At 43.8% G+C, this 22300-nt stretch carries 22 protein-coding genes, 3 pseudogenes and 1 CRISPR repeat array; of the genes and pseudogenes, 15 read left to right on the forward strand and 10 right to left on the reverse strand.

Annotated elements, in window-relative coordinates; all coding sequences use genetic code 11:
• Window positions 1-5: 5 nt before the first annotated feature.
• The 4 genes from cas2e (at window position 6) to AWM75_RS08335 (ending at window position 4425) form a co-directional block, all read left to right on the forward strand.
• On the forward strand, window positions 6-917 hold the full coding sequence (gene cas2e / locus AWM75_RS08325; RefSeq protein ID WP_067980742.1) for a type I-E CRISPR-associated endoribonuclease Cas2e: 912 nt from the start codon (window positions 6-8) through the stop codon (window positions 915-917).
• A gap of 1 nt (window position 918) precedes the next feature.
• Window positions 919-2470: a CRISPR direct-repeat array (repeat unit 28 nt; unit sequence CTTCTTCCCGCATACGCGGGGGTGATCC).
• Window positions 2471-2599: 129 nt separating this feature from the next.
• Window positions 2600-2767 carry a hypothetical protein gene (locus AWM75_RS08775; RefSeq protein ID WP_158320196.1) on the forward strand — a complete coding sequence of 56 codons (168 nt, stop codon included), beginning with the start codon at window positions 2600-2602 and terminating at the stop codon, window positions 2765-2767.
• Window positions 2768-3358: a hypothetical protein gene (locus AWM75_RS08330; RefSeq protein WP_067980744.1), complete on the forward strand. Its 591-nt coding sequence runs from the start codon at window positions 2768-2770 to the stop codon at window positions 3356-3358.
• Between the two features lie 617 nt (window positions 3359-3975).
• Window positions 3976-4425: a GNAT family N-acetyltransferase gene (locus AWM75_RS08335; protein WP_067980746.1), complete on the forward strand. Its 450-nt coding sequence runs from the start codon at window positions 3976-3978 to the stop codon at window positions 4423-4425.
• A gap of 12 nt (window positions 4426-4437) precedes the next feature.
• Here AWM75_RS08335 and AWM75_RS08340 read toward each other — a convergent pair whose 3' ends face one another.
• From AWM75_RS08340 to AWM75_RS08365, 7 genes and pseudogenes are all read right to left on the reverse strand, one after another.
• Window positions 4438-4674, reverse strand: a complete 237-nt coding sequence (locus AWM75_RS08340; RefSeq protein WP_067980748.1) for a hypothetical protein — start codon at window positions 4672-4674, stop codon at window positions 4438-4440.
• A 30-nt stretch (window positions 4675-4704) separates the two neighbouring features.
• Entirely contained in the window at window positions 4705-4896 is a 192-nt protein-coding gene (locus AWM75_RS08345; RefSeq protein WP_067980750.1) for a hypothetical protein, read from the reverse strand.
• 242 nt (window positions 4897-5138) lie between these two features.
• Window positions 5139-6182, reverse strand: a complete 1044-nt coding sequence (locus AWM75_RS08350) for an extracellular solute-binding protein (protein WP_067980752.1) — start codon at window positions 6180-6182, stop codon at window positions 5139-5141.
• Window positions 6169-6438: a helix-turn-helix domain-containing protein gene (locus AWM75_RS08670; protein ID WP_082702110.1), complete on the reverse strand. Its 270-nt coding sequence runs from the start codon at window positions 6436-6438 to the stop codon at window positions 6169-6171. The genes AWM75_RS08350 and AWM75_RS08670 overlap by 14 nt, the downstream gene beginning before the upstream one ends.
• Window positions 6372-6929 (reverse strand): response regulator, encoded by a 558-nt coding sequence (locus AWM75_RS08355; RefSeq protein WP_067980755.1) that lies wholly within the window; start codon window positions 6927-6929, stop codon window positions 6372-6374. The genes AWM75_RS08670 and AWM75_RS08355 overlap by 67 nt, the downstream gene beginning before the upstream one ends.
• 2 nt (window positions 6930-6931) lie before the next feature.
• A complete protein-coding gene (locus AWM75_RS08360; RefSeq protein ID WP_067980757.1) occupies window positions 6932-8491 on the reverse strand; it encodes a sensor histidine kinase in 1560 nt (519 codons plus the stop codon).
• A 125-nt stretch (window positions 8492-8616) separates the two neighbouring features.
• A pseudogene (locus AWM75_RS08365) lies at window positions 8617-9888 on the reverse strand (PTS sugar transporter subunit IIC); the annotation flags it as partial.
• Window positions 9889-10276: 388 nt separating this feature from the next.
• On the opposite strand from AWM75_RS08365, the gene AWM75_RS08370 reads away from it, so the two are divergent.
• Window positions 10277-11554, forward strand: coding sequence for a dicarboxylate/amino acid:cation symporter (locus tag AWM75_RS08370; protein WP_067980761.1), 1278 nt, complete (start codon window positions 10277-10279; stop codon window positions 11552-11554).
• An 843-nt stretch (window positions 11555-12397) separates the two neighbouring features.
• Here the strand turns inward: AWM75_RS08370 and guaD are convergent.
• Together guaD and AWM75_RS08380 are read right to left on the reverse strand one after the other, a co-directional pair.
• Window positions 12398-13747 (reverse strand): guanine deaminase, encoded by a 1350-nt coding sequence (gene guaD / locus AWM75_RS08375; RefSeq protein ID WP_067980762.1) that lies wholly within the window; start codon window positions 13745-13747, stop codon window positions 12398-12400.
• 690 nt (window positions 13748-14437) lie between these two features.
• Window positions 14438-14917 (reverse strand): GNAT family N-acetyltransferase, encoded by a 480-nt coding sequence (locus AWM75_RS08380; RefSeq protein ID WP_067980764.1) that lies wholly within the window; start codon window positions 14915-14917, stop codon window positions 14438-14440.
• Between the two features lie 103 nt (window positions 14918-15020).
• Between AWM75_RS08380 and AWM75_RS08870 the strand changes: the two are divergent.
• Window positions 15021-15131: pseudogene (locus AWM75_RS08870) on the forward strand (butanediol dehydrogenase); the annotation flags it as partial.
• A gap of 64 nt (window positions 15132-15195) precedes the next feature.
• On the opposite strand, the gene AWM75_RS08385 reads toward AWM75_RS08870, so the two are convergent.
• Window positions 15196-16308 (reverse strand): bactofilin family protein, encoded by a 1113-nt coding sequence (locus AWM75_RS08385; protein WP_067980766.1) that lies wholly within the window; start codon window positions 16306-16308, stop codon window positions 15196-15198.
• Window positions 16309-16591: 283 nt separating this feature from the next.
• On the opposite strand from AWM75_RS08385, the gene AWM75_RS08390 reads away from it, so the two are divergent.
• From AWM75_RS08390 to AWM75_RS08430, 9 genes and pseudogenes are all read left to right on the forward strand, one after another.
• Window positions 16592-16912 (forward strand): heavy metal-binding domain-containing protein, encoded by a 321-nt coding sequence (locus tag AWM75_RS08390; RefSeq protein ID WP_067980768.1) that lies wholly within the window; start codon window positions 16592-16594, stop codon window positions 16910-16912.
• A 170-nt stretch (window positions 16913-17082) separates the two neighbouring features.
• Window positions 17083-17442, forward strand: coding sequence for a GntR family transcriptional regulator (locus tag AWM75_RS08395; RefSeq protein ID WP_067980770.1), 360 nt, complete (start codon window positions 17083-17085; stop codon window positions 17440-17442).
• Entirely contained in the window at window positions 17426-18289 is an 864-nt protein-coding gene (locus tag AWM75_RS08400) for an ATP-binding cassette domain-containing protein (RefSeq protein ID WP_067980772.1), read from the forward strand. Before AWM75_RS08395 ends, AWM75_RS08400 begins: the two co-directional genes overlap by 17 nt.
• The gene (locus AWM75_RS08405; protein WP_067980774.1) at window positions 18282-18938 is read left to right on the forward strand and encodes a hypothetical protein; all 657 of its coding nucleotides are present in this window, start codon (window positions 18282-18284) and stop codon (window positions 18936-18938) included. Before AWM75_RS08400 ends, AWM75_RS08405 begins: the two co-directional genes overlap by 8 nt.
• Window positions 18939-19051: 113 nt before the next feature.
• A complete protein-coding gene (locus AWM75_RS08410) occupies window positions 19052-19354 on the forward strand; it encodes a hypothetical protein (RefSeq protein ID WP_067980775.1) in 303 nt (100 codons plus the stop codon).
• 167 nt (window positions 19355-19521) lie between these two features.
• Window positions 19522-19992 carry a cupin domain-containing protein gene (locus tag AWM75_RS08415; RefSeq protein WP_067980777.1) on the forward strand — a complete coding sequence of 157 codons (471 nt, stop codon included), beginning with the start codon at window positions 19522-19524 and terminating at the stop codon, window positions 19990-19992.
• Window positions 19993-20430: 438 nt separating this feature from the next.
• Window positions 20431-21429: an SPFH domain-containing protein gene (locus AWM75_RS08420; RefSeq protein WP_412459287.1), complete on the forward strand. Its 999-nt coding sequence runs from the start codon at window positions 20431-20433 to the stop codon at window positions 21427-21429.
• Window positions 21425-21629: pseudogene (locus AWM75_RS08425) on the forward strand (type II toxin-antitoxin system antitoxin). The gene AWM75_RS08420 and the pseudogene AWM75_RS08425 overlap by 5 nt, the downstream one beginning before the upstream one ends.
• Window positions 21630-21667: 38 nt before the next feature.
• Window positions 21668-22231 carry a DUF3267 domain-containing protein gene (locus tag AWM75_RS08430; RefSeq protein WP_082702111.1) on the forward strand — a complete coding sequence of 188 codons (564 nt, stop codon included), beginning with the start codon at window positions 21668-21670 and terminating at the stop codon, window positions 22229-22231.
• The last annotated feature ends 69 nt before the right edge of the window (window positions 22232-22300 follow it).

Genomic DNA, 22300 nt, shown 5'->3' on the forward strand with positions numbered 1-22300 from the left:
TCCTTATGCCTTTAACAGTAATTACCATGAAAAATGCGCCAGCCTCGTTGCGTGGTGACTTATCAAAGTGGATGCAGGAGATTGCTACTGGCGTCTATGTGGGTAATTTTAATAGTAGAATCAGAGAGCAGATTTGGAATAGGGTAATTGAAAGTGTTGGAAATGGCGAAGCTACCATGTCTTATTCATATCGGAATGAAATCGGCTACCAATTTGCTACTCATAATACCAATAGGCAAGTCGTTGATTATGACGGTATTCCTCTAGTCCAAATCCCAATTGAGGCAAAGGCTGAGCCGAAGAGGCCTAAAAAAGGATTTAGTGTTGCTGCTAAAAATCATCAAGCGCGTTTGGGTCAAAGAAAACAAGCTACTACTAAACCGCTAGTTATCTTTGATATTGAAACAACTGGTTTAAACGAAAAGCGAGATCAAATTATCGAAATTGCTGCAGTTAAAATTCATGAGGCTAGTATCGAGCCTTTTCATAGGCTGGTCAATGTTGACAAGCAAATACCAGCTGCTATAACAGATTTAACAGGTATAACTAACCAGATACTGTCTGATGAAGGGGTCAGTATTGCTAGCGCTATTCAAGATTTTAAACTATTCATAGAAAATACAGTTTTAGTCGGCTATAACATCAATTTTGATCTTAAATTTATCAATGCCTATTTAAATGCTAGCCAACAGCCAGTGTTTAATAATAAAACGCAGGATTTAATGAAGATTGTTAAAAAAGATAATATGTTTTTAAATAACTATAAATTACCTACTGTACTTAAGAGTTATGATATCATGGATGAGGTTGTACACCGGGCCCAGGAGGATGTAGTCTTGTATCTCAAACTAATGAGCAAACTAAATAAATTTGATCATTTGAATATTGAGAAGCTTGATTTGGATGGGATCTTTTAGTCTTCTTCCCGCATACGCGGGGGTGATCCCAAAGGGATTAAGCCCTTGTGCTTTGCATAGTTCTTCTTCCCGCATACGCGGGGGTGATCCTGTATAAGTTTCGCCTTTTTTTACATCCGCTATCTTCTTCCCGCATACGCGGGGGTGATCCCTGGGCTCTAGCATAGACAGTCTGCCAGCTGATCTTCTTCCCGCATACGCGGGGGTGATCCTGAGCTTATCAGCGGGATTGCTATAGAAAAAGTCTTCTTCCCGCATACGCGGGGGTGATCCCTGAGAAAACGTCACGGCCAACTTAAAGAGTACCTTCTTCCCGCATACGCGGGGGTGATTCTACGAGGGTAGCACGCTCAATATATCTAATATTCTTCTTCCCGCATACGCGGGGGTGATCCTGCCATTCCACACGCCGTCAATGATTTCTCTGACTTCTTCCCGCATACGCGGGGGTGATCCCGATAGACAGACAGCACCCTGACGCCGAAAAAACTTCTTCCCGCATACGCGGGGGTGATCCTGCCATTCCACACGCCGTCAATGATTTCTCTGACTTCTTCCCGCATACGCGGGGGTGATCCTTAGGTCGGTATCTAATACCGGTGCATTCTCAACTTCTTCCCGCATACGCGGGGGTGATCCTCTCTACATAATTCTTTGACCTCTTCTAAAATACTTCTTCCCGCATACGCGGGGGTGATCCCGATAACCCTAATCAAATCATGGCATCAATCAGCTTCTTCCCGCATACGCGGGGGTGATCCCGGGGTAGCAATCCAATCAGCAGGCAAGCTAGGCTTCTTCCCGCATACGCGGGGGTGATCCTAATCAAGCCCCAGTCGCAGTGACTGAGGAAGTCTTCTTCCCGCATACGCGGGGGTGATCCCTATAGCCATGACTGAGTACCTGGAACGTATGCCTTCTTCCCGCATACGCGGGGGTGATCCCAGGAGGAAGCTGACAATGAAAATTAAAGTCCGCTTCTTCCCGCATACGCGGGGGTGATCCTCTGCTCTTTGAAAAAACCACTAGTAACCATTTCTTCTTCCCGCATACGCGGGGGTGATCCCTTAACTTCGCTTTGCATACGTACCTCCTAAAACTTCTTCCCGCATACGCGGGGGTGATCCTTTAGCAGGGTCTTCATTACCCATCATACCATCTTCTTCCCGCATACGCGGGGGTGATCCTAGCATGTTTGCCTTTAAATTTGCCAAAAGTAACTTCTTCCCGCATACGCGGGGGTGATCCCAGTGAGTTATCTCGGTAACTATCATCATAGACCTTCTTCCCGCATACGCGGGGGTGATCCCTTAACGCAAAAAGAAGTAGCCGAGAGAGCAAACTTCTTCCCGCATACGCGGGGGGTGATCCCGATTTTCCAAGTTCTTTGATACCTTCATCATTCTTCTTCCCGCATACGCGGGGGTAATCCCTAATTACGCATGGACGTAACGGTCGAATCAGGCTTCTTCCCGCATACGCGGGGGTGATCCTGTCGCTAAATTTAATTTTTTTATTAAAAGAACTTCTTCTCGCACACGCGGACGTGATTCTTACTAATTAGTACTAATCAAAGAATGGGCAATTGCTTAGAGGTATTTATAAAAGTTGACAAAATTAATCACAGATTGTACTATTTAGGTAGTATACAGCCTATTGGTGTATGTAAAGGAGGTAATGTTATGGCTACAACAAGTTTTACTAAAAATTTTAAAGTGAGCGGACAAAAAAGTGAATCTTTTGTTAAAATAATGACCACCCGTCCTAAAAAATCTATCGATACCCAGTTTAAGTCTAAGCGTACAAGTGTATTAGATAGAAAAGATTTACTAAGGAAAGCATTAACCTAAGTGATTGAATATGAAGTTTATCCCTTATCTGACTTGTTATCCGCTGACAAAGCAGATATAGATGTAGAAAAATTAAAGGTTTCCATGTCCTCTTTTAAGTGTAGGAGAGAAGTAGATATGGAAACCTTTTTGAGTTCGAAAGCAATCACATATGATAATTCGGCAATAGGAAGAACGTTTTTGATTGTAGATAAATATGAATTGGATAAAGGTAATTTTGTTATTGCCGGTTTTTATACCATAGCGATTACAACTGTAAATATTGAAGCATTGAGTGCTAATCAAAAGAAAAAGCTATTAGGTAATATTCCAAATAGGAATAGCTTAAAAAATGCGCCTGCTTTATTAATAGGACAAATTGGTAGAAATGATAATTATTCGCACGATGATTTGCCAGGTGTGGTAATTCTTAATGAATGCTATTCAGACTTAAGACGAGCTCAGCAAATTACAGGTGGTCGCATATTAATATTAGAATGTCGAAAAGAAACATTTGAAAAGTTTTATTCTCATCAAGGATTTAAGAAGTTTTACGATACTTCTGACGATCATAGTCTATATACTGTATATAAAAATTTTAAGCCAAATTAATAACTAGTTCTACTAAAAAGGAGCAAGTTAATGCTCACTACCTTCTGTTGGATAAATATATAATTTTTATTTTGTAATGAATTTAGTATTATCGACAATGATTCTGCTGTCTATTAAATCATGATAGCCATATATGGTGCACCTGCTTCTTTTAAAATTTATAAGCGGATGAACCAGTATTTAATAGCTTTTCTATGGTGTCTCTCACTTATTATTTATCATCCAAAAAATGTTCGTTATTAGTAAAATTACTAGAAGTATTAAGCGTATATTTTTTAGCTTCATTCATTTGAAAAAACCTATATTAGCTATTTATTGATATAGGCATTTGATATGATTGATCTGTCCTTCTTCCCGCACACGCGGGGGCGATTCCATTAAGGCCGTTATTCCAGCCGGGATGTGTTTTTTTCGCTAGGGCGGGTGTATATATGGTTAGTATTAAACACAATCAATATAATTCTTCCATATTATCTAATTTCACAAGTAATATTTTAAGCAGCCATTGATGTTATTACCTTTGGTTTAAGCTAATGCTCATCAAGTAACTGGTCAAACCAATATAGGTCATGAAAAAGTATTTTAAACTTTACTTTTCAATAGAAAGGCCCCAACCAATGATCAAGCAAACTAAAATTGAAGCCACAAGCCCAAAAAGTATCCAGGACCATTATGCTAGCTTATTGGGTCAAATTACCTGGGGCGGTGGGCAGATGTTGGCAAAAAAATTAGCCCACAAAGCTTTACTAGCCAATGAAGCCATTCTTGTCTTAACAGAGAATGATCAATTGGTGGGCTGTGGGGCTGTCTTGCAAAAGGATATTGTGCCTGAAATGACACTAGGGCCTTTTATCTCAGCTATTTATGTCAATCCTGAATACAGGGGCAGGGGACTGAGTTTAAAAATTGTCACTTGGGCTGAGGCGGTCGCCCAGGCCTTTGGTTACCAAGAAATTTATATCGTCACCCAACATATCGGCCTTTACGAGCAAAATAATTTTACAGCGATTGGTCGAGCAACTGATTTTAAAGGCAGAGTAATGCGAGTTTTGCATAAGACCTTATAAGCGGGGTACTTATTAACCTATTAAAATCGCTAGTAAGCAGCCGGCTATCAGCATTAAGGGGATTAGACAACCTGTTGTTGTTTTGTTATAGACCTTATTATAGGCTGCTCTTTTAGGCGATCTGCCCCAGCCGCTGCCTTTTTTACCGTAATATGGATTAATCGCCCTTTTTACCTGTCTTTTCATTTTTCCAGTGGTTCTGGCTTTGAGGCGTTTCTTTAAGTTTGGTTTGCGGTATCCGAATTTCATGCCGTATCTCCTTAAGAGTAGTTTCTTATCCTAACTATTTTCATTTATAATTTTCATTAGCGCGACGGCTGTTTGTAGGGGCATACGGTCAATAGTTGACTCCCCCTTGCGATAACGATCATACATTTGATGCTTAATTACGCCGTCCGTTATTTTCTCAATTTTGTAACCAGTTAAATCGCTCGCTAATAAGGCTTCAATTTTTTTAATGTCAATAATCATGCTTTGACCTCTCTCAATTTTAATAAGTCTAGTCATAGGAAGTGCGCCATTAATAGCTATCTAAAACCTTAATGTCTGCTAGCTGTTAGGCGCCTGTCATACTTTCAATGTAACTTAAAAAGTGCTTGGTGACAAGTTTCCATGAATCACTATAAGCAAAATAGCCCGTAAGCAAATCTGCTTGCGGGCTATTTAGTATGCTATGGGCTAGATAAAAATCTGTATCATGCGCAAGGCTACTCTCAATTACTATGCTTCTCCATCATCCGACTAAACCTCTGCCGGATATCATCCTGGTAGCTTAGGATGTCTTCGGCTTCGTCATTTAAGTGATAAATTTCACTCATATCTTTTAAATGCGAGGCGTCGTTATATTGACTGAGAATGGGACGCTGGTAAAGACTGGTAGCTAGACTTTTTTGGACCGCAGGGGACAGTAAATAGTCAATGAATTTTTGCGCCAGCTCTTCCTTGTCTGTCCCTTTGACAATGGCTGCTGCTGACGACAAGTAGAGGGTGCCTTCGTCAGGGTAGACCATATTTAAGGGGGCCCCTTCAGCAATCAACTGGTAGGCCACGGCCTCTGTTGTTAGTCCGACAGCTAGCCGGCCCTGTTTTAGGGCCTGGTTGACCTCTGAAGTTTCCGGGTATATTTTAGGTGCTTGGTCCGTAAATAACTGTTCGAGGTAAGCCCAGGCCTGCGGGTCTTGGTAGCCGCCCTTGGCCAGTAGAATATTGACCAATTGGGAGAAGGCTGCCGAGGCCAGCTGCGGATCGGCAATGCCAATCTTGCCGGTCAGGTTGTCTTGAAGTAGGTCATCATAGGAGTGAATCTGCAAGCCTTGGCTGAGCTGCTTGTTGACTAGCAACACACTGCCCTCGATACTGTAGGGTGTATAGGTATGTTTGGGTGATAAGTAAATGGGATCAATAGCTTGGCTTTGAGGACTCTGATAGGGGACGAATAGGTCCGGATGGGATTCATACCAGAGTGATGATCCGCCAAACATGATGTCAGCATGTTTTCCTGCCTCATTGTTCTGCAATTGTGAAAACAATTTACCGGTCGCATCCTGGACCAATTCCACTTTAATGTGGTAAGTCTGTTCGAAGGCGGGAATGATAGTAGCCAAGAGACTAGCGGAATTGGGAGAATAAATCACCAGGCTATCGATTTGGTCTGCTTGTTGCGGTTTGGTTTTATCTCGAGAAATTAGGAATAGACAGGCCAGTAAGCCTACTACTAGGCCGGCCCCACTTAACCATCTTTTTCTATGTTTTGTCATGCTTTGCCCATACTTTCTTACGATAATCGGTTGGCGTCATATTGATATATTTTTTAAAGACTTGGTCAAAGTAATTATAGTCGGAAAATCCTAGTTGGTGGGCTAACTCGCTAATTCGGACATCCTCATGATGTGCCAAGGCTTGGCTAGCAAGTGAGATACGGTATCGCTGGATATATTCACTGATGGTTACCTTGAGCGTTTCCTTGACCTTGCGATAGAGGCAAGACTCACTGTAACCAAGCGTTTTTGCCAGATGGCCATGGTTAGTTTTTCATTGTAGTGGTCGTGGATATAGGCTAGTAAATCTTTAATGATTTCGTCTTCTTTGATCAAAAGGCCAGCCAACAATTCTGAGTGGGCTTGTTGGTCTCTATCTTCGTCACTAGCCCGTTTGACTGCCTCAGCCACACTGGCCAAAAGTTCTTCCTCATTAATCGGTTTGGTGACAAAGTTGACCACACCAAACTGGATGGCTTTTTTAGCATTTTCGAAATCACTGTAGCCGGATATAATAATTTTTTGAAAGTCTAGGTCAGTCGCCTGGAACATGTCAAAGGCAGACATGATTGGCATGGTGATATCGGTTAAAACAATATCAGGCTGGCTTTCTTCAATGAGGGCTAGACCTTCTGCCCCATCAGAAGCCTCCCCCACAACCAGGGCGCCGACTTGGCTATAATCTACGCCGTATACCAACCATTTACGGATCCATTCTTCATCTTCGATAATTACTAAACGTTTCATATTTACCTTCTCCCTATACGATAGATGATTAAGCTACCTGTTTCGCTCGGTTCTAAATGCAGTTCTGCTTCTGGATAGAGGTATCTTAAGCGTTTGATACTGTTCATGAGGCCATCTTGGCCGGTATTAGCTTTTAAATTTTCTGCCAGGTCCACTTGTGCTTGGTGGCTGAAGCCTGGCCCATTATCCCAAATGCAAAAATCAATGCCTGGAGAATGTTCCCTAACAAGGACTTTTATCTGCAGGTCGGGTCTAAAGTTACGGCCATATTTAATGGCATTCTCGATGGCCGAAAGCAGGAATAACCGCGGGACGGGAATGTCTGCTAGCTTGGCTGGATACTTGATGTCATATGAAAAGTTAGGAAAGCGGGTTTGATTCACTTGGAGAAAGTGGTCGATAATATCTAAATCTTCTCCCAGGCTAGCGTTATCCATATCAGCATCCAAACCATAGCGTAAAATTTTAGTCAAGGACTTGATTAATTGATTGCAGACTTGTGAATCAAATTGGCTGGTAATCCTGATGGTTTCCAAGGTGTTATAGAGAAAGTGGGGATTAAACTGAGCCTCCAGCATTTTTCTTTCATAATTTAACTTGTCAATTTCAAGGGTCAATTGGTCTTCATTAAGTTGTTTTATTTTTGCGAGCATGTCATTCATGGCTTGACTCAAGTAGGAAAATTCTTGCTCATATTGGCCTGTGATTGCTTGCTGACTCCCATCAGTAATTGCCCTGGTTTCCGCGACCAACTGGTCTACTGATTGACTACTGTAAGCCGCCATCTTGCCGGCGACATAAGCGGCGACTGAGGTAAGGGCTAAAATCAAAGCTAGGAGACCTGCGAGAGCGAGTACAAATAATAGCATCGCTGGCATAAATAAAGTAGCTGTTAGTAGGACCATATCACCTGGCAAGGGGGCGTGGTTAAGCAGGTAGACTTGCTTGCCTTTAAGATAAAATTTCTGCTTGCAATTTGATTGGCTATCAGGAAAGGCAGGTGATTGTGTGAGAAAGTGACCGTATTGGTCTTGGAGGGCAAAAGAGCTGGCTTCTAGGTTAGTCTTTGCAAAGATATTTTCTGCGGGCATCAAGTAAGCAGCAATCTCTTGGTGATTTTTTTGGAAAAGCAGCTGGTAGCACTTGCCCCGGGTATCATAGTAAGTCAGGCTGCCTGATTGTTGGGGGTAGGTGACCAGTAGTTGCCGATAGGTGTCGGCTAGGGACTGGTCAGCATTGGAAAAAAGTTGCTTGCCCTGAGCATCCATTAAAATAAAATTGCCGTCTAGGTTATGGCGGGCTTGGCTGGTATAAAATTGGTAGTAAATATTGCGGTCAAGATCAGCATCAATGGCTAACATATCCGCTAGTAATTGATGACCAGCGCTAACGCGATCCTGATAGGTAGTGGCTAAGTCGGAGGTATCAGTTTTTAACTGGGTATTTTTATCGATATAGAAATAGGTCATCACGCACAGGAAGATGATGCTGGCGACAATTGTGACACTAAGGGTTACGAGTTTGACTAAATGTTGCTGTAATTCTTCACGGTATGATTGCATGGGCAGTCCCTCCAATCAGTATCATATTGTATATCTTAGATCAAATATTAAAAAGAAGCTAACTTTTTTGTTAGCTTCTTTAGGTTGGTAGGCTAGATTAATTAATCCTTCACTTTGTAGTCAGATTCATCAAATCCTAAAATAAATTGTACCGCGATGGTTACAACGGTAACGATTAAGATGGTAATAATCGCTTCAAGTAGGTAGGACTCTTCCTTAGAAACCCACATTGGTAAACTTAATAGGGCCGGAGTGACATAAATAAAGGCCTTCATCTTCATCAGACTGGCGAATATACCACCGGCTAGGGCACCCGCCATACTAGCGTACATCGGTTTTTTCAAAGGCAAGTTAACCCCATACATGACTGGGCTAGTTGTCCCACCCAGTAGGGCAGTAAATCCTGTTGAGTAAGCCAATGATTTCAGCTCTTTGTTTTTAGCTTTTAGGCCAACTGCTAAGCCGGCTGCTGCTTGGGAAATGTTAGCACACAGGGCGACCACGCGAATAATTGGGTCATAGCCTTGCTCGGCCACGAGGGTAATAGAAATTGGACTGAGCGATTTGTGGACTCCAATGGAAACCATCCAAGGATAGGCAGCTGCGAGCAGTGGAATGGCGATGAAGCCGACGTTATCATAGAGCCATACACTACCATCAGCAATAATATGAGAAACAAAGTCGCCGACCGGGCCAAATACCATAAAGGTTAGGGGTGCGGTTACCAGCATGGTCATCAAAGGTACCCCGAAAACTTTAATCATATCAGGAATATACTTGCGGAAGAAACGTTCAATATAGGACATCATCCAAACTGTTAATAAGGCTGACACCAAGGTAGTATCATACTCAATTAGGGGAATATTAAAACCTAAGAAATTAACCTTGGTACCTGCTTCCACCAGGCCTACCCAGGTTGGGTGGACGGTCATCAGCCCCATAAAGGCACCTAGGTAACGGTTGGCACCAAAGACCTTGGCAGCTGAAAAACCGACATAGCCGGGTAGGAAATAATATGAGGTATCAAAAATAAATTTTAGGAAGATATAGAGTGAGTCTGTTTCTGATAAAACCCCTGTGAGGTTTAAAACGAGGACGATAACTTTACCTAGTCCAGCCCCAGCCATGATCGGCACGACTGGTGAGAGCGAAGCGGTAATCGCCGCTACGACCTTGTTAAAAACGGATTCTTTCTTCTCTTCTACTTGCTCAACATCATCGGTAGCCTGCATCAATTCTTCTAATTTTTCATAAATCTCTTGGCGATTATTTTGAATCTTTAGGCTGAGTTGATCATTATCTAAGGTGATGGATTCAATACCATCAACTTTTGCCAAGTTATCAATCTTAAGGGATGATAAATCACGCAAGGTAAGCGTAATCTCCTCATCACCCATTGCTAAATACTTGATATTATCACTTCCAGCTACCGCATCGAGAATAGCTGTGCTTTCACGTTCAAACACACGTAACGCCTCCCATTTCTTTTGTTCTTATATAGATTAAAAGAAATGAAAGGGGTATCATAGGGAAACTCTCAGCTAAAATGTGGAAAAAACTACACAAAAAGAATAAGGGTGTGAGACTTGGCATTCAGGCAAGGACCAGTGGTTGGGGCTAGACCCATAGCTAGCTATTAATTTTTGGGGGCCTGATTAGCCAATCACCCGTGATCGCCAAAGCCAAAGTCGAAATTTTTGACTCATGGCCGACACTTATATAAAATAACCCTTAGGTAATTCACTTTCTATTAGTAAGTGAATGATTAAAAAAAGGAGGATATATATGCCAATATTAACTTTAGCCTTGGGGCTATTAGCTTTTGCATTTATTTATTTTTTACAGAAAAAAGGGCAATCATTTTTAGTCCGTGTCCTAGTTGCGACAGTGCTGGGGGCTGCCCTTGGTTTATTGCTACCCGGGACAACTGAATATATCGGTGCCATTGGTCAAATTTATGTTAATTTGCTCAAGGCCTTGGTTGTGCCACTGCTCTTGGTTTCTATCATTCATACGGTGATTTCTTTAGAAGACTTTGCCACCCTGCGGTCAATTGGGGCCAAAACTATTACTACCTTGGGTGTCCATAATATTTTAGGATCACTGATTGCGATTATTGTTGCTTCCTTATTAGGTGTTGGTAAGCACGCGGAAGTCAATATTCCAGCTGGTACTGAGGCGGCTGAGGTTCCTTCAGTTATTGAGACCATGGTCAGCTTTTTCCCAACAAATATTATTGATGATGCCGCCAACAACCGGGTAATTCCGATTATCGTCTTTGCCATTTTAGTTGGCCTAGGTGTCTTATTGTATAAAGACAAGGAAAAAATTACGCCTTTTACCGGCTTCATCACCGCCGCTAACGAAGTGATGTTTTCTGTGATTTCAACTGTAACCAAGTTTACCCCTTATGCCGTCTTGGCCTTGTTGACTGACAAGGTAGGATCCATGGATTTAAGTTCAGTGGGCGATTTACTGCTAGTCTTGATTGCCGTATTTATCGCTTCCTTCTTCCATTCATTTATTTCAACCCCAGCCATGGTTGCAGTGATGGGGCGGGTTAATCCTTGGCCATTTATCAAGCGCTATTTCCCAGTCTTCATGCTTGGTTTCACTACCCAAAGTTCAACCGGCGCTATTTCTGCCAATGTGGAAGCCCAAACTAAAATGGGTGTACCAGAGCGGATCGCATCATTCTCAGCTTCCATTGGTTCAGTCTTTGGTATGCCAGGCTGTGCCGCGATTTGGCCAGTTACCATTGCTGTCTTTACCATTAATGCCCTAGGGCTAGAAGTGAGTTTCTCATTCTACGCCTACATGATTTTAATGGCCTTGCTGGTTTCGATTGGTACAGTGGGGGTGCCAGGTATTGCGACAATTGTGGCTACTGCCTTCTTCCTGGGTCTGGATTTACCCGCAGAAATGGTCATTTTGATGACCCCAATCTCAGCTGTGGCTGATATGGCACGGACCGCTACTAATGTGCAAGCAGCTGGTTCCACTGGTATCATTGTCGCCGAATTAGAGCGTGACTTAGATGAAAGTCAATATGTAGCTGAATAGTTAGATTTAAATTCATAAATCATTTGAGGTTGAGATCTAGGTCTCAACCTTTTTTGTGCTTATCTGACTAACTTTAAATCTGGGGGCGTCGAACAGTCTGGGTCTTTTTTTATTGCCTCTGAAATAGCCTAACCCGATAAGTAAAGCTACTTCAGCATTATGAATTGGCTCAGGTTACGCTGATACCAGCTTCGAAATAGCCTAATCCAGACAGTAAGCTACTTCAGTGGCATGAATCGTTACAACTTGCCCCGCCAGCAGCTCTGAAATAGCCTAACCTAGCCAGTAAAGCTACTTTAGCAGCATAAATCGCCCCAACTTGCGCTGATACCAGCTCTGAAATAGCTTAACTCGGTAAGTAAAGCTACTTCAGTGGCATGAATCGTTACAACTTGCCCGGCCACCAGCTCTGAAATAGCTTAACCTGGCCAGTAAAGCTACTTTAGCAGCATAAATCGCCCCAACTTGCGCTGATACCAGCTCTGAAATAGCTTAACCCAGCCATTAAGCTACTTCAGCATTATGAATTGGCTCAGGTTACGCTGATACCAGCTCCGAAATAGCCTAACCCAGCAGGTTAAGCTACTTTATCCCCAATACTCCTGCTAGAAAAAGCGCTGTGATGATATTTAAAAATTATTTTTCTCGAATGATTTAGCCATCATGATTTCTGAGCCATACTTGCATGTTTAGCAGTTAAAAACCTTTATTGGTAACACAAAAAAGCTAGTTTACGCTTTCCGCTTCAGATAATTAAACTTATCGGCGGAGCTAAACTAGCTTTTGACAATTATGTAGCATTTTACGGCAATACTACGACTATTTGACCGGATTTATATATAATTAACCCTTAGCATGAACCAAGCGACCTTGGCAGTAAACGGCCTTAATATCTTCTTTGTTAGATAGATAGAGAATCCGTTGCAGGATATGTTCTGGTTCAGAGAAGATATCGAAGTTAGGCAGTTTACTAGTTGATACCACCTGCAGGTCACCGGCAAAACCAGGGGCGATTTGGCCAATAGGTAGGTCCAGGGCTTCACCACCACCTGCAGTGGCTAGATAAAAGGCTTCATTAAGGCCGATGCGGGAATTAGCGACGCCACGGTCATCCTGGTCGAGGCGGGTGTCAACCCCTTCTTCAAGTTGACGTGAAGACATGACGGCCTGTTTGATGTTGTCATAGAGACTCGGTGAGAAGCCACCAGAAATATCTGATCCCAGGCCGATTTGCACACCCAAATCTTTAAGGTGGCGAATTGGAATCACCGAATTGGCAAAGTAGACATTAGAAATCGGGCAGTGGGCGACAGCAGTTTGGTGGTCACAGAAGATTTTGGCATCATCATCATTGATAAAGTTTGAGTGGGCCATCACTGATTTAGGACCAAAGAGGCCAAAGTCAGCCAGGGCCTCAGTATCTGTCTTACCAAAACGTTCCTTGGTAAAGTCATGTTCCCATTGACCTTCACTACAGTGGCTTTGGACATGGCAGTTGTACTTGGCAGCCAGTTCACCTAATCCAGCTAAAGCTTCGTCCGTACAAGATGGGGCAAAGCGTGGGGTGACGACGGGGTAGACACCTTGAGGCACATCCTTGGCTAGGTCACGCACAGCTAGGATAAAGTCTTCTGTGTCAGCCAGGGCCTGGTCAGTTGAGGCATCCCGGTAGTAGTCGGGGTTGCCAGCAGGGTCATCCATAACCACCTTACCGACTAAGCCGCGCTGACCTTTTTCAGCACAGATTTTAGCCAAGGCTAGTGAAGCTTCCTTGTGGATGGTGGCAAAGTATAGGGCGGTGGTGGTACCGTGGGCTAGGAGCTGGTCAACCAGGTCATTATAAACCCGCTTGGCAAAATCCAGGTCAGCATACTTGGCTTCTAAAGGGAAGGTATGCTGGTCCAGCCATTCAGTGAGGGGCCGATCCAGGGCAATCCCAGCTTGGGGCCACTGAGGCGCATGGATATGGGTGTCAATAAAACCAGGCAGGAGGTACTGGTCAGCGGTTAGCTCAACTAGATTTTGCTGGCTCCGGTAATGATCAACCCGGTCAGGGTAGGCAGGGTCATCTTGATTGACGATGGCTTGAATCACACCCTGGTCATCTAATTCAATTAGGGCGTCTTCGTGATAGTCGACTTGACCGTAGGATGGGCAGGAGAAGTAAGATCCTTTAATGGCTTGAATTGGCATAAATACCCCTTTCTAAACTAGCTAGGCTAGCTTTAAAAAAATAATTAAGATAGGTCTAGTTTAAGCCTCTATATCTAATTTGGCAAGATTAAATTATCACTTATTTCGTAAAAATCCGAACTATTTCATTTGGAATAAGAAAAAAAGAAGGTTAGTAATAAAATTTGCTCTGTTTTTAATTTTAAAACGATTTTATAATTCGGTTTTTGCTCGACGAACCTATTACAAGCAAAAACAAGCACCTGGGGCATAAGTCCCAAGTGCTCGCTATTAGATGTATATTAGTTGCTTAGTCGGGTTTCGACCACTTGAACTGGCTATCACTATTGGTCGTTTTTTACTCCAATGATTCATTCCTAAGCGCCAAGTCTCACACCCTGTTTAGTCGGGTTCGGTCTGGCAGAACTGAAGTCGTTTCACTAGGCTGACGCAATATCTTTCAGATATTGGTCTGCCTAGCTCCAACGATTCAGTTCAGAGCGCCATCTTTGAACTTGCTTGTAGCAAACGTTTACAAACTTATTTTCCAGGATATATGGCTTGAAAGCAAGGAATACGCCTTGTTCCATAATGATCAGATGAAGTGGACATCTAATCAAAAATAAAAATGCCACCTGGCTATCGCGCTTGTTGACGATTTCCAAATGGCATCAATTAGTCTAAGGGAAAGTCATTTATCCAGCTTAAAATCTAAAGGTCCAAATACAAGATATACATATCTACATAGGTCCCGTCTTTAATCCGGAAGCCGCCGGGAATGGTCCCAACAATGGTAAAGCCTAGCTGGGTATAGGTGCGCAGGGCAGCGTAGTTGTTGGAGACCACGGCATTGTACTGCATGCCCCGGTAGCCTAGGTTGCGGGCAGTCGCCAGCGAGTGGGCCACCAATTGGCGAAAGTGCCCTTGGCCACGGAAGGCGGGGTTCATACAGTAGCTGGCATTGGCCACGTGACTGCAACGGCCGATATTGTTGGGATGAATTAGGTAGTAGCCCACAATCTCCTGGCCGTCTCGCATAACATTGACGACATCCTGGTCAGCTAGGTAGTCAGCAAAGCTTTGGCTATCGTATAAGTCTTCACCGGGGAAGGCCATGCCATCACTTAAAATGGTGTTCCAAATGGCAGTTAACTGGTCGATGTCTTGGGCTTGGTAGTTGGTGATTTTCATTTGTTAAATTCCTCTTTCAATATTAAATTAATAAGCTTAGGGCTATTTTAGCCTATTTAGCCGCGCCAGGGCTATATGATTATCATAATTTCATTAGTATCAGATAATCACTGATCACATCGAGCTTGAAAATATTGTCACTGATGGCTTTGAACAATTGATGAATGACAAGTCGCAAGCTAAAATCTTAGTTAAACTAAGTGGCGACCAATAGTATTAACTCGTTACTAGACATAAAAACCACCAAGTCTCTAAATTTCAGGACTTGGCGGCAATTTTTATTTATAGGCAATAGCACGATTCGGTTGTTTAACATGATAGATAAACTTTTGGACAACGTAACCCAAGGCATAGCTCATGCAGATTAGGCTAACCAGCCAGCCGATATAGGGCAGGTCGGTTAGCAGATATAGGAGGGCATAGGTGGCTAAGAAGGTCAGAACACCAGCGTATTTACTCTGGATAAAGCGATTAGCTAGACCTATTTTCCAGAGGGCTGAGGCGGTGATAAAGACGGCTAAAACCATCAAGGCCAGGTAGAGCATGAGGGCTAGGGCGCCCAGTGACCGACCTACCGGACTGATGAATAAGATAACCGCTAGAATTGGTACGACTAAGCAGGCCGCTAAGCCTATTAATATGGTTGACCAAATTTTTTCCTGACCGTTGTGGAGGGGCAGCCAATTTTGCTTGAACAGGCGTTGAGCCAGCCACCAGAGCAGCCAGGCTACCAGGATGGCCCCGATCAACTTAAGCAAGTAACGCATCATTTGCCGGCTAGCGGGTTCTGGTTCTCTCTGCTTAACTGGCTGCCAGTTGATGGCGCCAGCCACGCGATCAGCTGGTACTTGATTTTCTTTAGTCGTGTGGTAGTTGAGATTGCCCTTAATTTGGGCGCCATCATTTAAGCTAATGGTCTCAACACCGAGATAGGCATCGCGGCCAATATTGTGGTTAGCAGTCAGGCTAGCACCGCCAAAGAAGAGGTCCCGCCCCAAATCTGCCTGGAGGGTCAGGCTATTAGCAGCCGCAAACAGGTCCCGCTTGGCCCGAGCCTCATTAGCTAGTGTCAGACGATTACCCGTCATAAAGACATCTTGGTCGGTTTGTCCATTAAAGGTGACCTGGTTACCAGCAATAAAAACAGGTCCTGACACCTTGCCATTAACGATGACCGTCTCACCACTGGCAAAGAGGGCGCCATTGACATCGCCATCAATTTGGACAGTGCCACCGGATGCCAGCAAGCTCCCGTCAATATCTTGACTGACCACTAGGTGCTGGTCAGACAGGACCTGCATGCCCTGGGCCAAAGTGACTGGTGTAAAGTAAGACAAGTAAAGTAGTAAACTAAGTGACATAGCAACTAGACCCCAACATAACTTCTTCATCTCCATTACCTCCTTATGGCAATTTTCGCCTCCCCTAGTCAGCTTAATTATATTCTCATTCATGAGAATAATAAAGGATTAATGAATGAATTTATAAAGTATTTCTTAGCAGAAACTAGGATAAAATTGCTAGCTAGGCCAGTGATTGTTAGCTAAAGCTAGCCCCTAGTCGACTGATATTTGTCCTAGTTTAAGTCAGCTAGTTAACTATTTGAGTCAGTTAGCTTATAATAAACTTATAGTAAAAGAAAACGAATTCAAAAGCCGATAAGGAGTGAAGATCATGATTGTAACAACAACTAACCAGGTCGATGACCGCCAAGTGTCTAGTTATGAAGGCATTGTCTTTGGTGAGGTGATTACCGGTATCAATGCCTTTAAGGATATCGGGGCTGGCTTTAGAAATATCTTTGGCGGCCGGTCTCAGGGTTATGAGGATGAACTCAGCCGGGCTAGAGCATCGGCCTTGGCGGAAATGTCTGGCCGGGCAGAGGCTATGGACGCAGATGCGGTGATTGGCGTTAAGATGGATTATGAAGTCCTGGGCGCGGATAACGGCATGCTGATGGTGACCTGCTCGGGGACAGCCGTCAAGCTAACTTAAATAATAACCATTAAATATTTGCATAAGCTGACTAGCATACTAGGCTAGTCGGTTTTTTTTATTTAGCTGATTGACAGTCATATACTTGCATGCTAAACTAGGTTCATAGGTTAGTTAGCCAACTAATGAACTGAATGACCAGTCAAGTTGATATAGAAAGGAGGGGGACCATGGAAATACCGATTTTTATCCAGATTTCACAATTTGTTGAAGACGAAATCATGAAGGGTGCCCTCAAGGCCCATGACAAGGTGCCTTCAACTAACGAATTTGCTAAGACGATGTCAGTTAACCCAGCCACAGCTGGTAAGGGGCTCAATGCCCTGGTCGACAAGGGCGTCCTCTACAAGAAACGTGGCCTAGGTATGTTTGTCACTGATGCAGCCTACGACCTGGTTCAAGCTGACCGCCGCCAGATCTTTAAAGAAAAGACTGTCCCCCAATTTATTCGCGACAGTCAGCATCTAAACCTTAGCCTTGAAGAACTATTAGCAATTATTAAGGAGGCCTACCATGCTGGAAATCATTGATGTCAGTAAAAAATACCGTAGTAAAACCGTTCTCGACCATATCTCGGTCAAGTTCACCAATCCTGAAGGGATATATGGCTTGCTAGGGCGCAATGGGGTTGGCAAGACCACGCTTATGGAAATTATTTCCAATCATTTGACCCGCTATCAAGGTCAAGTTTGTATTGATGGCCAGGATGTGACCAAGTCAGACCAGGCTCTCAACCAAATTCTCATGTTTGGCCTGTCTTACCCCAAAACGAATGCCTTGTTAAATGGCAAATTAAAGGATACGATCGCACTTTACGACCGGACCTTGCCTTATTTTTCTAAAGAAGCGGCCCTGACTTATATCGCTGCCTTTGACCTCAAGCCAAAAGATAAATATAAGAAATTGTCCACTGGTAACCGGACCCTCTTCCAAAACTGCCTGGCCCTAGCTAGTCGGCTGCCGATTGTTATTTTGGATGAGCCAACTAATGGCTTGGATTCGGTCAACCGTAAAACTTTTTTCGACCTCTTGATGGCAGAATACAGCCAACATCCGCGCACTTTTATCCTATCGACTCACTTAATTAGTGAGGTGCAAAATTATTTGACGGATGTCATTATTATGGATCAAGGGAAAATCGTAGTAGGTGCGCCAGTGGAAAAAGTCCTCAGCCAAGCCCTGGTTGTCTCTAATTATGGCCCAGACCTGCCGGGCATCGTTGGACGCGCCCATTTGGGTAGTCAAACCAGCCAGTATCTCTTTACTGATTTGGACCAAGTTAGCCGACTAGAGATTGAAGCGTCTGGAGGAAAAATTGACTACATGGACTTGCAGACCCTGTTTAATTACCTAGTAGGAGGTAAACACGATGACTAAACTCATGACCCCTTTTTGGTTCGCTGTTAAAAAAACATTAATCGCTTTAGTCTTTATTTTACTGGCAGCCATGGGTGGTATATTATTACTAGCCCTCATCGCTATGGCTATGAATGGCTCTGTAAATATATCACTTGATGAGGAATGGGGCACCTTCATCGTCCAAGAAATCTTGCCCTTGGTTGCTAAATTATTTCTGATTGTCACCCCGATTCAAGTTGCTGAATATTTGTTTGATACCACCATTCGCTTAAGCATTCGGCGACAAAACTATTTCATCCTCATCTCCGCTTTTACTAGCTTAATGGTTTTGGGCTTAACCTTATTGGATAGCCACGACCTAACCAATAATTTTTGGCTGACTTTCTTTGGCTACCTGGTGATACTTTTCGGCGCTCAGGTGCTGGTGCACTTGGTTTACCGAACTTCTTATTTAGTTGTCATGCTAGCTGTGGCACCTGTTTTATTTATTTTTGGCTTCGTACTTGGTTTCCTGCAGAATATGTCCCTGCATTCGGCCAATGCCTTGGCAAATTTTATGCATTTTGTTACCAATCACAATATCCTGATGATGGCAATTATTGGCGCAATCCTGGTTGCCATCCTTAATTGGCAGATTCGCACGACCAGCATCCAGGGCAAGGACTAAATTTGCTGCTATCATGGTACAGAGAAAAGCTCATTTTTAGCTGATTATGGTATGGAGCTGGTGACCTGGTCGGGAACCGCTGTCAAGCTGACTTAAATAGATAGGAGTTAATCATGAAATACCTTAACCCTTACATGAGAAAGGTGAAAAATACCCATCCGCTCATGGTGGCCTGTAATTTATGTGAGGCAGATATATTAGTCTATCAAAAGGGTGGGCGGGGCAATTTAATTAAGTTACAATTTCCTCGAATTATCGAATCAGAATTTAAGCTGGACCCTGACCAAGGGGCCTTAATCTGTCCCTTTTGCCAGGCCCAATTAGGTTCCCTCAGCGAATACAAGGGCAATCCAACTTATTACCTGATTAGGGGGTTAACCAATAGCCAGCGGCTCAGCCACTACAAAATGCCCTGATTGCAGGTGACTAGTCGCTAAAAAATTATGACTATTTTTTAAAAAGTGACTACCAGGCTTATTAATCCAGTATAATAAAAGCAAGCTACAGGCAGGCAATGGCGTATCGTGAGCGGCCAAGTTATTGAAAATGTTTGTAGCAGATAAGTGTCACAAGGAGGCAGACCATGAGAACAAGTGAAGAGTGGGCTAAGGCCCTTAATTTAGAACCCCATGTTGAGGGTGGTTATTACCGGCAGATGAATAAGAGTGAGGAAAGGGTCAGAGATGGGGAACGCGCCCTTTATACCAGCATTCATTTCCTCTTAGAAGCAGATAATCCCTCCCATTTCCACCGCTTGACCTGTGATGAAATTTGGTACTATCATGCTGGCAACCCCTTAACAGTCCACATGATTCATCCTGATGGCAGCTACCAGGCCGTTGAGGTGGGCCCAGAGCCAGAAAAGGGCCAGGTCTTGTCCTATGTCGTCCCTAAAGGTGTGATCTTCGGCTCAACAGTTGAAGCAGACTATGCCCTGGTTTCTTGCATGTGTGCACCAGGATTCGAGTATGACGACTTTGAACTGTTTGACCGCCAAGACCTACTGGACCAGTATCCAGACCATGAAGCAATCATCACACGCTTAACCCGTTAAAAGAAGGGTGTGAGCTTTGGCGCTTTGAACTGAATCCTTGGCATAAAAAAACGACCAATATCGCAGATATTGTGTCGGATTTTATGAAAGGATTTCAGTTCTGCCAAAGCGAACCCGACTAATGAAGGGTGAGAGGTTGGGCGTTCAGGCATAGACCACTGGAAGAAATTAAGCCAATAGCTACCAGCTAGTGAGCCTAATTTCTGAAGTGGCGACATGCCTGCCCAGCCGAACCCGACTAAAGGGTGAGAGAAAAAGCGTTTTGAAGCGAATCTTTAGAGCTAGCCAGACCACCAGCTAGAGCCCGGGGCTAAGGCCCAGGGCTTTTTTCAGATTTCTTAGCGGACTAATTGCTAATGTTTAATCAAAGTGATATGATTATGATATCAAAATAAGAGGAGCGATCTGATGGTTGCTGAAAGAAATGATGGACCAATAGTGGCAGAAAAAGTGATTACTGGTAAGAAAAATGGCCTAGCCGTCTTGTTGGGCTATCTGGTCTTACTAGTTGTTGCGGTGGTTAGCCTATTTATGCCCCTAGCAATTTGGGTCAAGGTGATTTCTGTGGCTTATATCAGCCTGGCCTGGATAATTTTATTTGGCCTGAAGGTATTGAACCCCCAAGAATCCTTGGTTTTGACCCTGTTTGGTCGTTACACCGGTACGCTAAAAGGGGAAGGTTTTTACTTTGTTAATCCTTTCTCCCAGGCTGTTAACCCAGCGGCTGATACCCATCTTAGCCAGAGTGGGGATGTGCAGAAAAAGGAAGACCAGACCGCTAAAGGGCAAAATACTGCGAACGTAACCTGGCCTACTAGCAAGAAAATTTCCCTCAAGGTGATGACCTTAAATAATAGTAAGCAGAAGATTAACGACGTCCTAGGTAACCCGGTGGAAATTGGGATTGCCGTGATTTGGCGGGTTGAAGACACTGCCAAAGCGGTCTTTAATGTTGACAACTACAAGGAATACTTGTCCCTACAAACCGACTCAGCCCTGCGCAATATCATTCGCCAGTACCCTTATGATGTCAATCCCTTGTTTGAGATTGATACCACCGGCGATGGGGAACCTGATGATGGCTCACTACGGGGGTCCAGTGAGATTGTGGCCCTGCGCATCAAAGAAGAAATTCAACGCCGGGTAGAATTTGCTGGTTTGGAAATTATTGAAGCCCGGATTACCCACTTGTCTTATGCCCCTGAAATTGCGGCCGCCATGCTGCAACGGCAACAGGCTTCAGCCTTGATTGATGCCCGGGCCATAATCGTGGACGGTGCCGTGGGTATGGTTGAAATGGCCTTAGAAAAGTTGGAAAGTCAACAGGTGGTAGACCTAGACGAAGAGCGCAAGGCAGCCATGGTGTCCAACTTGCTAGTGGTCTTGTGTGGCAATAGCGAAGTGTCGCCAATCGTCAACTCGGGAAGTCTGTATTAATATGGCAGCCAAGAAGCAAGTCCCTCTGCGGATTTCCCAAAAACTCTACGACCAGCTGGCTGCCTGGGCCGAGGATGATTTTCGCTCGATTAATGGACAAATTGAATATTTGTTGACCGAATGTGTCCGCCAACGCAAAAAAAGATGGTCGCTATGTCAATCCTGACATGGACCAGCCCTTGGATATCGACATCGAATAAAGGGCAAATATATTTTTTTACTAGCCATTTGAGAAGGGATGATGCTCGTGATTCGAGAAATTAACCTGCTGAATAATAAAAAAATGATTACTGCCATAAATTTGGCAGGTATTCCCTTGTTTATCTTGGGCTTGGTTATCTTCTCAGTGCCAATCAACCAGGCTGTCAGCCTAAGTATTAGCAGTTCGCTAGATATCTTTAAATTTTTAATTTCTTATCTGGCCCTCTACCTAGTGATTATCCTAGTTCATGAACTGATTCACGCGGTCTATTTTTGGCTTTTTACCAAGGACAAGGGTCAGATTAAACTAGGCTTTAAAAGTGGCCTAGCCTATGCCACTAGTCCAGGTAGTCGCTATCTATGGTGGCAATATTTAATCATTGTCCTGGCACCCTGCCTTTTACTGAGTAGCCTTTTAGTTGCTGCCTTTCAGGTGGGCTGGTTGGGTGCAGGCCTCTATTTGCTACTGGCTGCTGCCCACTTGGCCGGCTGTGCGGGTGACTTATGGTATGCCTGGTTGGTAGCCCGTTATGGCGACCAGTACTACGAAGATACCACGACCGGTCTTAGAATCTGGGAAAAGAATAAATTGCCTGGTTAAAACACCTATTTATAAATTTAGAGAGCCTGGGATATCAGTCCCGGGCTTTCGCGTTTATAAGGCTATCGG

The organism is Aerococcus urinaehominis (assembly GCF_001543245.1).
GTDB lineage: Bacteria > Bacillota > Bacilli > Lactobacillales > Aerococcaceae > Aerococcus > Aerococcus urinaehominis.